A 13,536-nucleotide genomic window follows, 5' to 3' on the forward strand; every position below is an offset into this window, starting at 1 on the left:
CGAGGCGCGGGGGCCGCATCTGAAAGGCTACGAGGAGATTCTCCGTTGGACGCGCATTCGCCGGCCTTGCCTTCGTCAAAGACCCCGACCACGGCCGTTGCCCCGGGGTTTCTCTCGCTCTATTTCGGCTTCCACGCCGTCCTCGCCCGGATCTGCCTGAAGATCTCGGTGTTGGGCCTGCTCGTCATCCTGGCAGCCGTGCTCATCCAGATCTTCGGGCGCTACGTGCTGAATGACTCGCCGGCCTGGACGGAAATCCTGGCGCTGGTGCTGGTGCTCTACGTCACCTGCCTCGCCGCCGCCGTCGGCGTGCGCGACGGTCGCCATATCGGCATGGAATCGCTGCTCATCTACGCCCCGGAGTCGGTGCGGAAATGGGCGGAGATCGTGGTCTACGCCGGCATGATCGTCTTCGGCCTGGCCATGAGCTACGGCGGCTCGGTGCTGAGCTTCGAGATGATGGAGTACCTCAACCCCGGCCTGCCGATCTCACAGGCATGGAGCTACGTGCCCCTCGCCGTGGGGGGCGTGCTCATCGCGCTCTTCGCCATCGAACGGATCGTCGCGCGCCTGCTCAATCTGGAAGTCGTTCCGTCATGGCACTGACACTTCTCTGCGTCACCTTCGTGCTCGGGCTGCTGCTCGGCATGCCGGTGGTCTTCGCCATTGGTCTTTCCTCCCTCGTCACCGTCTTCTACGAGGGCCTGCCGATCGCCGTCGTGTTCCAGCGCATGGCCGCCGGCATGAACGTCTTCGCCTTCCTCACCATTCCCTTCTTCATCTTCACCGGCGAGCTGATGATGTATGGCGGCATCGCCGACCGCATCATCCGCGCCTCGAAGGCGATGGTCGGGCATGTGCGGGGCGGCCTGGGCATGACCAACGTGGTGGCCTGCACCATGTTCGGCGGCGTGTCCGGCTCGCCGGTGGCGGACGTCTCGGCGATGGGCTCGGCGCTGATCCCGCTGATGAAGCGCGAAGGCATCGAGGCCGACTACGCCGTCAACGTCACCACCTATTCCTCGCTGGTGGGCGCGCTGATGCCGACCAGCCACAACATGATCATCTACTCGCTCGCCGCCGGCGGCACGGTGTCGATGAGCTCGCTGATCATGGCGGGCGCGGTGCCGGCGGCGATGCTGACGGTCGCCAACATCGTCGCCGCCTACATGGTGGCGGTCGCGCGCCGCTACCCGAGCGGCCAGTTCCCCGGCTGGGAAGAAGTCTGGCGCAGCCTCGCGACCGCGCTGCCCGGCCTGTTCATCATGGTGATCATCGTCGGCGGCATCCTCTCGGGCGTCTTCACCGCGGCGGAAGCCGGCGCGGTGGCGGTGGCCTATGCCCTGCTGCTGACCATCTTCGTCTACCGCAGCCTGACCGTGGAAGCCTTCCTCAAGGCCGCGGCGAAGGCGGCCAAGACGACCGGCGTGGTGCTGCTGCTGGTCGGCATCTCCACCATGTTCGGCTACCTGATGAGCCTCTACGGCGTCGCGGAAATGGCCGGTGATGCGCTGAGCAGCATCAGCACCACGCCCTGGGTGATCTTCCTGCTGGTCAACCTGGCGCTGTTCATCTTCGGCATCTTCCTCGACATGGCCGCGCACATCCTGGTCTGCACCCCGATCTTCCTGCCGATCGTGATGCATTACGGCATGAGCCCGGTGCAGTTCGGCATCATCGTGCTGCTGAACTGCACCATCGGCCTGAACACGCCGCCGGTGGGCGCCGCCTTCTATCTCGGCTGCGCCATCGGCGAGGTCTCGGTCGGCAAGGTGGTCCGCTCGATCTGGCCGTTCATGCTGGCGCTCTGGGTCACCCTGCTGATCGTGACGCTGGTGCCGGAAACCTCGATGTTCGTGCACGACCTGCTGCAGTGACCGCCCGGTCGCGCATCCGCAGCAACTGAGACGCCGCCGGCGGGGCCTGCCCCGCCGGCGGTTCGCCTTCTCCGCCCAGGGGAAGGCAGGTTTTTCTCCCGCGCCCGGCGCGGACACTCCGAGGGGGGGTCTCCCATGCTCGCCATCCGCCTGCATCCGGCCGATACCGTTGTCGTCGCCCTGAGTGCCATCGCGGCCGGGACCGGGATTGAAGACGGCAGGATTTCCGCCCGCGCGCCGATTCCGGCGGGGCACAAGATCGCGACGGCGCCGATGCCGCAGGGCGCCCCGGTCATCAAGTACAACCAGGTGATCGGCTTCGCGACCACCGACATCGCCCCGGGTGATCACGTGCACACCCACAATGTCGGCATGGGCGCCTTCGACCGCGACTACGCCTTCGGTGCCGACGCCCATCCGACCGTGCCGACCGCCACGACCGCGACCTTCGAAGGCTATGTCCGCGCCGATGGGCAGGTGGGCACGCGCAACTACATCGGCATCATCCCGAGCGTGAACTGCTCGGTGACCGCCGCGCGCCAGATCGCCGACCATTTCCGTGGCGCGGTGATGGCCGAATGGCCGAACGTCGATGGCGTGGTGGCACTGGCGCATGGCACCGGCTGCGGCACCGGCGCCACCGGTGAGATGCTGGAGACGCTGCGCCGCACCATGGGCGGCTATGCGCGCCATGCCAATTTCCACGCCGTGCTGATGATCGGGCTGGGCTGCGAGGTCAACCAGATCGCGCCGCTGCTGGAGACGGAAGGGCTGCAGGAAGGCGCGCGCCTGCGCACGATGACCATCCAGGAGCTCGGCGGCACCGCCCGCACGGTGCGCCAGGGCATCGAGATCGTGCGCGAGATGCTCGCCGCGGCGAACGAAGCCGTGCGCAGCACCGTTCCGGTCAGCCATCTGCGCATCGGCCTGCAATGTGGCGGCTCGGACGGGTATTCGGGCATCACCGCCAATCCGGCCCTGGGCGCCGCGGTCGATTTGCTGGTGGCGCAGGGGGGCACGGCAGTGCTGTCGGAAACGCCCGAGATCTACGGCGCCGAGCATTTGCTGACACGCCGCGCCATCAATCGCGAAGTCGGCGAGAAGCTGGTCGCCCGCATCCGCTGGTGGGAGGAGTACACCACCCGCACCGGGGGTGAGATGAACAACAATCCCTCCCCCGGCAACAAGGCGGGCGGGCTGACCACCATCCTCGAAAAGTCGCTGGGCGCGGTGGCCAAGGCCGGCACCAGCAATGTGGTGGACGTGCTGAAATTCGCCGAGCGGGTCGGCACGCCCGGACTCGTGTTCATGGACACGCCCGGCTACGACCCGGTCTCGGCCACGGGCCAGGTGGCCGGCGGCTGCAACCTGATCTGCTTCACCACCGGACGCGGATCGGTGTTCGGCTGCAAGCCGACGCCAAGCCTGAAGCTCGCCACCAATTCCGAGCTGTTCCGCCGCATGGAGGACGACATGGATCTCGATTGCGGGCCGATCGCCCGCGGCGAGGTCAGTGTCGCCGAGATGGGCCGGCGCATCCTGGACCTGGCCATCGCCACCGCATCGGGGCATCGCAGCAAGAGCGAGGCGCTGGGCTTCGGCGCCGATGAATTCCAACCCTGGGTGATCGGCGCGGTGATGTAGCGCGCCCCGCCGAACGGAAAAGGGCCCGGCCGCCGCTCGGCAGCCGGGCCCTTTTCATGTGCGCGCCGTGCCGGCTCAGCCGGTGGCGACCACCTGCTGCAGCGCCGCCTTCATGCCTTTCGACGCGATCGCCAGCAGCCCTTCCATCACCCGCCCGGAGAAGCCCGGCAGCGTCGTGAGATCCTCGCCCCACAGGCTGGCATCGCCGAGCAGCAGCGCCGCCGCCTGCGACGGATCGTCGCCTTCCCAGGCGCTCGCCATCTTCGCGATCACCGCCGCGTCGTCGCGGATCGGATAGGGGCCGGCCGCGCGCGTGCCGGTATAGGCGCCGTCCACGACCTGGCCGCGATAGAACCACAGCAACGCGGCGAGCGAGAAGGACAGACCGGCCGGGGCCGCACCACGTTGCGCGGCGAAATCCTTCACCGTCGGCAGCACCCGCACCTTCCACTTGGAGACCGAATTGAGCGCGATCGAGATCAGCTCGTGCCGGATGAAGGGATTGCCGAAGCGTTCCACGATGGTCGCGGCGTAGCTCTGCCGTTCCGGCTCGGGCAGCGGCACGAAGGGCACGATCTCCTGGAACATGACCTGGTGCAGGAAGCCCGACACCACCGGGTCCTGCATCATCTGCTGCACCGTATCGAGGCCGGAGCAGTAGGCGGCAAGCACGCTGGCGGTATGGGCGCCATTGAGGATGCGGACCTTGCGAGTCCGGTACGGCTGCAGGTCGTCGGTCCAGACGACATTCAGCCCGGCCTTGTGCAGCGGGAACTCATCCGCCAGCGCCCGTGGCCCCTGGATCACCCAGAGATGGAAGGGCTCGGCGGCGACGATGAGCTGGTCGTCATAGCCCCAGGACGCGCGCAGCGAATCGGCCTCCGCGCCCGGATAGCCAGGCACGATGCGATCGACCAGCGTGTCGAGGAAATGGTTGTTCCGCTCCAGCCAGTCGATGAAGCCGGTGCCGAGAGCCCAGCGTTGCGCGTGCAGCTTGACGATGCGGCGAAGATTGCTGCCGTTGGCCTCGATCAGCTCGCAGGGGATGAACACCAGTCCCGGCGCCGCGCTGCCGCCGAGCGCCTGGTAACGGGCATTCAGCAGGGCCGCGACCTTGGCGGGGAAACTGGCCGGGCAGGCTTCCGGCGCGAACGGCTCTTCGAGATCGGCGATGCCGGCCTCGGTGGTGTTCGAGACGACGAAGCGCAGGTCGGGATCGGCCGCCAGCGCCCGCATCTCGTCCCACTGGTCGTACGGGTTGAGCGCCCGGTGGACGCAGCTCACCACGCGGCGGGACTGCACCTCCTGCCCGTTCTCGATCCCGCGCAGCAGGACGGTGAACAACCCTTCCTGCGCCTCGATCCGATCGGCGAGGCCCTGCGGCAAGGGCTGCGCGATCGCCACGCCGCCACGGAACAGCCCCTGGCCGTTGCAGACATCGACCATCCAGTCGACGAAGGCACGCAGGAAGTTCCCATCCCCGATCTGCAGGATGTTGACGGGATAGACCGGTGCGCCGGGTGTGTGCGGCACGCCGTAGGACCCGGCGGCCAGCCTGCTGCGTTGCAGGGGTTCCATGCAGTCGTCTCCTTCATCGGCCGCGGTCAGGCGACCGCAGATGCGGACTCGAGCGCCGCGGCGGCCTCTTCGGGGGTGAGCACGGCGACGCCGCCACGGGACAGGGCATCACCGGCGAAGGCGATCGGCGGCGCCGTGCCATCCTGCGCCACCAGCCCGGAGGCATAGCGCCGCAGCGTCTCCTGCGGACCGTCATGCGCCACGATCAGGTGGCAGCCGTAACGCTGGCGGAACGCGGTCTCCAGCGTCACCGGCGCCAGCGTCGGATGATCGAGGCAGGCGGTCCAGGCCGCCGCCCAACTGCGCGCGGTGACGGGATCGTGCAGGCAGACCGTGTCGGCGGTCTGGATGCGGGCCGCGCGCTCCAGCAACTGGATGTCCGCCTCGTGCTCGCGCGAGACATGCGGGTCCTCGAAAAAGATCACGTGGCGGCAGGCCCCCTCGAGCACGATCTGGGCGATCTGGCCATCGCCGCCCTGCGGCCCGCTGCGCAACGCGCTCACCCAGGGGCCCGAGACCCCCAGCGCTTCCAGGCGGGCGCGCAGGGCCTGCGTCAGCTCCTGCAGGCGCTCGTGCTCGCGCAGCCGGCGCGCCAGGCTGTCGGGGGTGAAGCCCAGTCGGGCATAGGCGTCGGCCTCACGCCGCAGCGCCTCGACGCCCTGCTGCAGCCGCGCGGGGATGCCGCCGTTCAACAGCCCCCCCGTGGTGCCGGTGGCAAGCCGCCGCGGAAACCGCGCCAGCAGGTCGGCGAAATCCGTGGCGAAATGCACCATCTCGGCCTTGCGCGCATCATGCGCGATCAGGCCCAGGCTGGTGGAGAAGCCTGGCGGATGCTGGCTGCGCGGGCGCAGGAAACGCGGGGTCAGCGGATGCGGCGCCTGCCGGTCGGCGGCAAGCCAGTGGGTCACGCACCATTCCAGCGCGGCGGCCTCGGTCGCAAGGAAAGGCTTGGCATTCACCACGCATTCGCGCTTCACCGCCTGGCTCTCGGGATAGAGCGTGGTCGGGTCAGCGGGATCCATCAGGTAGATCACCCAATCGACCGCGTGATCGGGATCGGAATCCACCAGCCGCGCCGCGAGCGTGACCAGTCCGCCCTCGCGCCCCGATGGCAGGGCTTCCAGCCCGGCATAGCCATCCAGCACGCCATAGCGGCGCAGGACCCGGTAGCTGCCGCCGATCGCCAGGATGCGGGGCTGCAGCACGTGGCGCAGCCAGGGTTCGATGGTCCGCATCAACCGCAGCAACGGACTCAGCGGGCCGGTGCGCAGGGAGCGGCTGGCGAGAACGGCAATCGTCGGGGGACGGGCATCCTTCATCTTCCGCTCCTCAGGACGGCGCGGCTTGCGCGGCGGCGGATGACGGCAATGGCGACACGGCGGTGACCTCCCCCGGACCAGGGGCTGTACCGGTAGCCCACCCGGATGGAGAATACACGCGGGATTGTGATGACGGCTGTCACCGGTTGCCGATGAGGGACGATTGCGCCTGCCTCAGCAGGTCTGCAACCCCCGCGAGGCGAACAGGGCGCGGGCATCATCGGCCTGGGCCGGCGTCGGTGTGGGGGTGTCAGTGAGTTCATAGGACAGCCCGAGCGCCTGCCATTTATGCGCGCCCATCTGGTGGAAGGGCAGCACCTCGACGCGGTCCACCGCCGGACCGAGGCTCGCCAGGAAGTCGGCGAGTCTGAGGATATCGTCGTCGCCGTCGGTCCAGCCCGGCACCAGCACGTAGCGGATCCACATGCGCTTGCCCAACCGCACCAGCCGCTGCGCGAAATCCAGCGTCGGCTGCAGATCCTGCCCGGTCAGGCGGCGGTACTGGCCGGGGTCGCTGTGCTTGATGTCCAGCAGCACGAGGTCGATCGGATCGAACCAGGCATCGTCGAGCGTGTCATGCAGGAAGCCCTGCGTATCCAGCGCGACGTGCAGCCGCAGCTCCGTCTTGATGCGCCGGGCCAGCGCGCCGACGAAGCCCGCCTGCAGCATCGGCTCGCCGCCGGAGATGGTGACGCCGCCGGCGAAGCGCAGGAAGCCGGCATAGGGCCGCACCTCCGCCAGCGCTTCATCCAGCGTCACCGCGCGGCCGTTGTGCAGCTTCCAGGTATCGGGATTGTGGCAGTAGAGGCAGCGGAACAGGCAGCCCGAGGTGAAGAAGATGAAGCGCAGCCCCGGCCCATCCACCGCGCCGGCGGTCTCGACCGAATGCAGGAACCCCGTGCCGGTGTCGGCGGTGGGATGGGCATGCGAAAGGACGGGACTGGCGGCGTCGAACATGGGGCACTCGCGAAGGAACCAGGGCGGGTGCGGCGGGAGCCGAAGCTCCCGCCACGGGGCAGGTTACATGGAGCCGTGGAAGGTGCGGCTGATCACGTCCAGCTGCTGCTCGCGCGTCAGCTTGACGAAGTTCACCGCGTAGCCGGAGACCCGCACCGTCAGTTGCGGATACAGCTCCGGGTGCTCCATGGCGTCGACCAGCGTGTCGCGATTGAACACGTTGACGTTGACATGGAAGCCGCCGGCACAGGCGAAGCCATCCAGGCAGTTGGCGAGATTGGCGATCCGGTCCGACGGCGTGTGGCCGAGCCCGTCCGGGGTCGCCGAGGCGGTCCAGGAGATGCCGTCCAGCGCGCATTCGTAAGGGATCTTGGCCACCGACGCACCGGCCGCGACGAAGCCCTTGATGTCGCGCCCGTTCATCGGGTTGGCCCCCGGCGCGAAGGGTTCGCCGGCGCGGCGCCCGTCCGGCGTGTTGCCGGTCTTCTTGCCGTACACCACGTTGGAGGTGATGGTCAGCACCGACTGCGTCGGCATCGCGTTGCGATAGAAATGCGGCTGCGCCTTGACCTTTTCCATGAAGGTCTGCGCCAGCCACACCGCGATCTCGTCGGCGCGGTCGTCGTTGTTGCCATAGGCCGGGTAGTCGCCCTCGCGCTTGTAGTCGACCGCGAGGCCCTGTTCGTTGCGCACCACGCTGACGCGGCCGTGCTTGATCGCCGACAGCGAGTCCGCCGCCACCGACAGCCCGGCGATGCCGCAGGCCATGGTGCGCAGGATGTCGCGGTCGTGCAGCGCCATCTCGATCCGCTCGTAGGCGTATTTGTCGTGCATGTAGTGGATGCAGTTCAACGCCTTGACGTAGGTGGCCGCCAGCCAGTCCATCATGGGATCGAGCCTGGCCATCACCTCGTCGTAGTCGAGCACGTCGGAGGTAATCGGGGTGAAGCCGCGCGCCACCACCGCGCCCGACTTCTCGTCGACGCCGCCGTTGATTGCGTACAGCATCGCCTTGGCCAGGTTGGCGCGGGCGCCGAAGAACTGCATCTGCTTGCCGATGCGCATGGCCGAGACGCAGCAGGCGATGCCATAGTCATCGCCCCAGAACGGCCGCATGCGGTCGTCGCTCTCGTACTGGATCGCCGAGGTCTCGATCGAGACGCGCGCGCAGAACTTCTTGAACCCGTCCGGCAGTTGCGCGCTCCACAGCACCGTCAGGTTGGGCTCCGGTGCCGGGCCGAGGTTGAACAGCGTCTGCAGGAAGCGGAAGGAGTTGCGCGTCACCAGCGAGCGTCCGTCCTCGCCCATGCCGCCGATGCTCTCGGTCACCCAGGTCGGGTCGCCCGAGAACAACTGGTCGTATTCCGGCGTGCGCAGGAAGCGGACGATGCGCAGCTTGATCACCAGGTCGTCGATCATCTCCTGCGCGGCCGCTTCGGTCAGCGTGCCGGCCTCGATGTCGCGCTGGATGTAGATGTCGAGGAAGGTGGAGATGCGGCCGATCGACATCGCCGCGCCGTTCTGCTCCTTCACCGCGGCAAGGTAGCCGAAATAGGTCCACTGCACCGCCTCGCGCGCGTCCTGCGCCGGGCGCGACAGGTCGCAGCCGTACTTGGCCCCCATCTGCTTCAGCTCGTCGAGCGCCCGCCACTGCTCGGACAGCTCCTCGCGCAGCCGGATCACGTCCTCGGTGAAGGGGACGTTGTCCAGCTCGTGGAACTCGCGCTGCTTGTCGCGGCGCAGGAAGTCCACGCCATACAGCGCCACCCGGCGATAATCGCCGATGATGCGGCCGCGGCCATAGGCATCCGGCAGGCCGGTGACCACGCCCGACTTGCGCGCGGCCAGCACGTCGGGGCTGTAGACGTCGAAGACGCCCTGGTTGTGGCTCTTGCGGTACTTGGTCCAGATTTCCGCGACCACGGGATCGGGCGTGAAGCCGTAGGCCTGCATGCCGGTCTCGACCATGCGCAGACCGCCATTGGGCATGATCGCCCGCTTCAGCGGCGCATCGGTCTGCAGCCCGACGATGATCTCCAGCCCCTGGTCGATATAGCCCGCGTCATGCGCGGTGATCGAGGAGCCGCGGTCGCCCGAGATGTCCAGCACGCCGCGCTTGCGTTCCTCGGCCAGCAGCGGCTCGAGCTTCTTCCACACCGCGAGCGTGCGCTCGGTCGGGCCGGCCAGGAAGGAATCGTCGCCGGCATAGGGCGTGTAGTTGGCCTGGATGAAGGCCCGCACGTCCACACGCTCCCGCCAGCCTTCGCCGGCGAAGTCGCGCCAGGGATCGATCCCCGCCGCAACCGTTGACATCACGTTCATTCCCGTCTCCTCGAAGCAATTCCGAAACGACGCGGCGCCTCACCGCCCCGCGCGCGATGCCGCCATGCCAGCGGCCGCCGCGAGGCGTGTCGTCACGCCGGAACCCGCAGCAGTGCCGTCTGGCCGAGTTGCGCGCGCGTGGGCAGGCCGTCCATGTCGCCGATCACCTGGATGGCGCAGGCCCCCACGCGATTGCCGCGCGCCACCGCCTCCTCGATGCTCTCGCCTTCCAGCAGCGCGCTGATCAGGCCCGCGGCGAAGCCGTCGCCGGCACCCACGGTATCCACGACCTGCTCGACCCGCGCCGCCGGCACGATGCCCTCCTGCGTGGGCGTGCGGAAATAGGCCCCCTCGGCACCAAGCTTGACCACCACCAGTTCCACGCCGCAGTCCAGGTAGAAGGCCGCGATGTCACGGGGTTGGCGGTAGCCGGTCAGGATCACGCCCTCGGACAGTCCCGGCAGCACCCAATGGGCGCGCCCGGCGAGGCTGTTGATCTGCTCGATCATGACGTCGCGGCTCGGCCACAGCGAGGGACGCAGGTTGGGATCGAAACAGACGGTCCGCCCCCAGGCCCGCATCTCGCAGATGGCGTGCAGCGCGAGCGCCATGCTGCCGGAGGACAGCGCGGCGGCAACGCCGGTCGCATGCAGCAGACGGGCGCCACGGAAATAGGCCGGGTCGAAATCGGCAGGGCTCAACTGGCTCGCCGCCGATCCCTTGCGGGCATAATGGATGGTGGGATCGCTGCCGTCCGGCGTCTTCGCCTTGAACATCCTGCCGGTCGATCGCACCGGATCGGTCGCCACATGCGAACAATCCACGCCTTCGGCGGCCAGGGTCGCGCGCACGAAGTCACCGAACGGATCAAGGCCCAGCCGGCTCACCCAGCCGACCTGCAACCCCAGGCGGGCCAACCCGACCGCCACGTTGGTCTCGCACCCGGCCAGGCGCCGGGTGAACCGCTCCACGTCGGCCAGGTCGCCGCAGGTTTCGGCCACGAGCAAGGCCATGGCCTCGCCGAAGGTCACGACATCCAGCCGGGTCGCTGCTTCCCCCGATACCGGAACAAGTTGGGTTTTGTATGAAACCGGTTTCATGTCGTCACATTAGCCGGCACCCGGACAGTGGCATTGATCCATATCAACCGCCGATGACCGGCCACCGCAGGATTGGCGCCCCCTGCGCCAGAAAATGAAATGCCCGGTTCCATCGGCGCAGCTTTCGCGCGCAGCCGTGCGCCGGTCAGGTTTATTATTGCGCCGCCGGGTGAATGCCGGGCCCGACCCGACGGAATATCAGAATTTCATCCCTCGCCTGCCGGCCGCACATGGCGGGCCGCACCGGCGGGCGCGGACGACCCACGCACGACCAGCCGCCCGGTGAAGATGGTGCTGCGCGGCTCGGTCATGTTGTGCGTGGCCAGCCGCGCCAACAGGCTGCGCACCACTGCGATGCCGATATCATAGGTCGGCTGCGCGATGGTCGTGATGCCGGGCCCGACCAGCGACGACCATTCGAGTTCGTCGAATCCCACCACTGCGAGATCGCCGGGCATGCGCAGGCCCAGGGCCTGCATGGCCTGCACGGTCCGCAGCGTCACCAGGCCACTGGCGGCGATCACCGCCCTGGGCCCGCGATCCGGGCCGGCCATGAACCGCGCCAGCGCCGCGCCCATGGCGCCCTCCTGGCGCAGATCGACCTCGCAGACCTCGCCGCTGCAGCCGGCCGCCGCCACCGCCTCGCGGAAGCCCAGGCCCCGTTCGATGCGCACGCTGACCCCGCGCAACGGCTCGGCCAGCAGCATGAGATCCCGATATCCGTTGCCGACCAAGTGGCGTGTTGCCTCGCCCATGGCGGCGATGTTGTCGAGCCCGACGAAATCGAACCGGCCGGCGGGCAGGTGCCGGTCCAGCAACACCACCGGCAGGTCCGCCGGCATCGCCTCGGGCACTTTTTCACCGCCCGGGCCGGCAAGGTTCAGGATCAGGCCCTCGATGCGATAGGCACGCAGCCCGGCGAGCAGCAGCTGTTCCTTCTCGGGACTGCCACCGCTGTTGCACAGGGCCAGCATGTAGCCGGCGCGCTGGCATTCGTCCTCGGCGCCTTTCAGCACGGCGACCGAGTAGGGGTTGGTGACATCGGCGACCACCATGCCGATCAGCCGCGTATGCCCGCCTTTCAGGCTGCGCGCGATCTGGCTGGGCCTGTAGTTGAGCGCGGCGACCGCGTCCTCGATCTGCTTCCAGGTCGCCTCGGAGAGGACTTCGGATTTGCCGCTCAGATAGCGGGAGACGGTGGCTTTCGAGACCCCTGCCCGCTCCGCGACATCCACGATGGTTGTCGCGCGGCCAACGGGAATGCGGTACTCCTCGGCAGGCGATCCGCGTGACATTTTGGCTCCGTCGGCATCAGGCGCGTGAGCTCATCTTGCCGCAGGGCAGTATTCGCGCGTTGACCTCGATCAATCGATGCACAGGACATCACTGCCCCGCGAAGTATTGCCAGCGCGCCCGCATCGGCAGGCAAGCAGCACGCCCATGGCGGATGGAAGACAGATCAGCCGGTCCGGACACCGGGATGCATGAACAGCCCAAGGCCCCCGCTACGTCATCCAGACGTCGCTCGGGGGCCCCTGAGGATGAAGCGACTGTTCCGGTGCATCCACCAGACGACAGTTCGACGATTTCTTAGCCACCCACACCAAATCAGGCGGCAACCAGGAAGAAACCAGGTGGAATCATGTTTGTTACCCACCCTCCTGTATTCTTTTGAACGCTCGGAATGTTGCGCCAATACATGGGCGGTGTCAAGAGAATGTTGCGGTGGCAGCACCCCGGCGCGATCACCCCGGATGGGCGTCAGCCGCCTCCGGTTCGTCCTCGGTTGGCAGCCCACAGCGGTTATGCACATGGGTGGCGGCTGCGGCGGCATGGGCCATCCCGACCACGATCTGGTCCAGCCCACGCACGATGTCGCCGGCCGCGTACAGCCCCGGCACGCTGGTCTGGGCATGGGCGTCGGTGATCAGGGCCCCCGAAGGGTCATGCGCCGCCCCCAGCGCGACGGCGAGCCCGGAACGATAGGTCAGCCCCAGCGCCGAATAGAGCACATCGAAACGATGCTCCGCGCCGTCCCCCATCCGGATCGCCGCGATCATGCCATCGCGCTGTTCCAGCGCCGCCACGGGCTGCTCGATCACCCGGATCCGGTGCCGCGCCACGATCTCCTGCTGCCGTGCATCCAGCCGCAACGGTTGCCCGAGCGTGAGCAACGTCACGTCCTCGGCATAGCTGCGGGCGATGAAGGCCGCCTCGCCGAGGCCGCGCGCGCCATGGCCGATGACCGCGATCCGCCGGTCACGCGATTCGAAGCCATCGCAGATCGGGCAGTAGCGCACCAGGCCGCGGCGCACCGCATCCGGCAGGTCGGGCAAGGCCGGCTCGACATCGACCGACCCGGTGGCCAGCACCACCCGCTCCGCCCGTATCTCGCAGCGCGTCCCGTCCTCGCGCGCAATCCCGGCGGCGAACAGGCCGCCCGTCCGGCGCAGTTGCGTCACCTCACCGGGCAGGATCGCCACGCCGTAGCGCCGCACCGCCGCACGGGCCCGCTCCAGGATCTCGGGACCGGGAATTCCCGCGGCGAAAAGCGGAATGTTGTGGCTCTTCGGGATCCAGGCGGCCCGCGGCGCGCCGGCATCGACCACCACCACGCGCCGCCGGAAGCGCGCCAGGTACAGCGCCGCCGTCAACCCGGCCGGTCCGCCACCGACGACCAGGCAGTCGAGGGTCTCATTGCCGACGTCCTGCATCCTTCCCCGCCCTTCCGGCTGCATG

10 protein-coding genes are annotated in these 13,536 nt (G+C 68.2%); 3 read left to right on the forward strand and 7 right to left on the reverse strand.

Going from position 1 to position 13,536, the window contains the following annotated elements; all coding sequences use genetic code 11:
- Positions 1-45: 45 nt before the first annotated feature.
- The 3 genes from NBY65_RS03595 to NBY65_RS03605 all read left to right on the forward strand — a co-directional run bounded on the left by NBY65_RS03595 (position 46) and on the right by NBY65_RS03605 (position 3,521).
- Positions 46-606: a TRAP transporter small permease gene (locus NBY65_RS03595; protein WP_203330753.1), complete on the forward strand. Its 561-nt coding sequence runs from the start codon at positions 46-48 to the stop codon at positions 604-606.
- Complete coding sequence (locus NBY65_RS03600) at positions 597-1,877, forward strand: TRAP transporter large permease (RefSeq protein ID WP_150045643.1); 1,281 nt, start codon at positions 597-599, stop codon at positions 1,875-1,877. Before NBY65_RS03595 ends, NBY65_RS03600 begins: the two co-directional genes overlap by 10 nt.
- A gap of 135 nt (positions 1,878-2,012) precedes the next feature.
- Positions 2,013-3,521 (forward strand): UxaA family hydrolase, encoded by a 1,509-nt coding sequence (locus NBY65_RS03605; RefSeq protein ID WP_150045644.1) that lies wholly within the window; start codon positions 2,013-2,015, stop codon positions 3,519-3,521.
- A 75-nt stretch (positions 3,522-3,596) separates the two neighbouring features.
- On the opposite strand, the gene NBY65_RS03610 is transcribed toward NBY65_RS03605, so the two are convergent.
- The 7 genes from NBY65_RS03610 to NBY65_RS03640 form a co-directional block, all read right to left on the reverse strand.
- Positions 3,597-5,099 (reverse strand): tagaturonate reductase, encoded by a 1,503-nt coding sequence (locus NBY65_RS03610; protein WP_150045645.1) that lies wholly within the window; start codon positions 5,097-5,099, stop codon positions 3,597-3,599.
- Positions 5,100-5,125: 26 nt separating this feature from the next.
- Positions 5,126-6,418, reverse strand: coding sequence for a methylglyoxal synthase (locus NBY65_RS03615; protein WP_239003262.1), 1,293 nt, complete (start codon positions 6,416-6,418; stop codon positions 5,126-5,128).
- A gap of 174 nt (positions 6,419-6,592) precedes the next feature.
- The gene (pflA, locus tag NBY65_RS03620; RefSeq protein WP_250265628.1) at positions 6,593-7,375 is read right to left on the reverse strand and encodes a pyruvate formate-lyase-activating protein; all 783 of its coding nucleotides are present in this window, start codon (positions 7,373-7,375) and stop codon (positions 6,593-6,595) included.
- Between the two features lie 63 nt (positions 7,376-7,438).
- Entirely contained in the window at positions 7,439-9,697 is a 2,259-nt protein-coding gene (pflB, locus tag NBY65_RS03625) for a formate C-acetyltransferase (RefSeq protein ID WP_408904178.1), read from the reverse strand.
- A 92-nt stretch (positions 9,698-9,789) separates the two neighbouring features.
- Complete coding sequence (locus NBY65_RS03630) at positions 9,790-10,797, reverse strand: sugar kinase (RefSeq protein ID WP_150045573.1); 1,008 nt, start codon at positions 10,795-10,797, stop codon at positions 9,790-9,792.
- Between the two features lie 206 nt (positions 10,798-11,003).
- Positions 11,004-12,092 carry a LacI family DNA-binding transcriptional regulator gene (locus tag NBY65_RS03635; protein WP_150045572.1) on the reverse strand — a complete coding sequence of 363 codons (1,089 nt, stop codon included), beginning with the start codon at positions 12,090-12,092 and terminating at the stop codon, positions 11,004-11,006.
- 450 nt (positions 12,093-12,542) lie between these two features.
- Entirely contained in the window at positions 12,543-13,511 is a 969-nt protein-coding gene (locus NBY65_RS03640; protein ID WP_150045571.1) for an NAD(P)/FAD-dependent oxidoreductase, read from the reverse strand.
- Positions 13,512-13,536: the final 25 nt, after the last annotated feature.

Origin of the sequence: Rhodovastum atsumiense, assembly GCF_937425535.1 — a bacterium.
GTDB classification, from domain to species: domain Bacteria; phylum Pseudomonadota; class Alphaproteobacteria; order Acetobacterales; family Acetobacteraceae; genus Rhodovastum; species Rhodovastum atsumiense.

Excerpts from the sequence above, each read along its gene's own strand:
- pflA (WP_250265628.1), bottom strand. The coding sequence starts at position 7,375 with ATGTTCGACGCCGCCAGTCCCGTCCTTTCGCATGCCCATCCCACCGCC.
- NBY65_RS03640 (WP_150045571.1), bottom strand. The coding sequence starts at position 13,511 with ATGCAGGACGTCGGCAATGAGACCCTCGACTGCCTGGTCGTCGGTGGC.
- NBY65_RS03630 (WP_150045573.1), bottom strand. The coding sequence starts at position 10,797 with ATGAAACCGGTTTCATACAAAACCCAACTTGTTCCGGTATCGGGGGAA.
- NBY65_RS03635 (WP_150045572.1), bottom strand. The coding sequence starts at position 12,092 with ATGTCACGCGGATCGCCTGCCGAGGAGTACCGCATTCCCGTTGGCCGC.
- NBY65_RS03600 (WP_150045643.1), top strand. The coding sequence starts at position 597 with ATGGCACTGACACTTCTCTGCGTCACCTTCGTGCTCGGGCTGCTGCTC.
- NBY65_RS03615 (WP_239003262.1), bottom strand. The coding sequence starts at position 6,418 with ATGAAGGATGCCCGTCCCCCGACGATTGCCGTTCTCGCCAGCCGCTCC.
- pflB (WP_408904178.1), bottom strand. The coding sequence starts at position 9,697 with ATGAACGTGATGTCAACGGTTGCGGCGGGGATCGATCCCTGGCGCGAC.
- NBY65_RS03610 (WP_150045645.1), bottom strand. The coding sequence starts at position 5,099 with ATGGAACCCCTGCAACGCAGCAGGCTGGCCGCCGGGTCCTACGGCGTG.
- NBY65_RS03605 (WP_150045644.1), top strand. The coding sequence starts at position 2,013 with ATGCTCGCCATCCGCCTGCATCCGGCCGATACCGTTGTCGTCGCCCTG.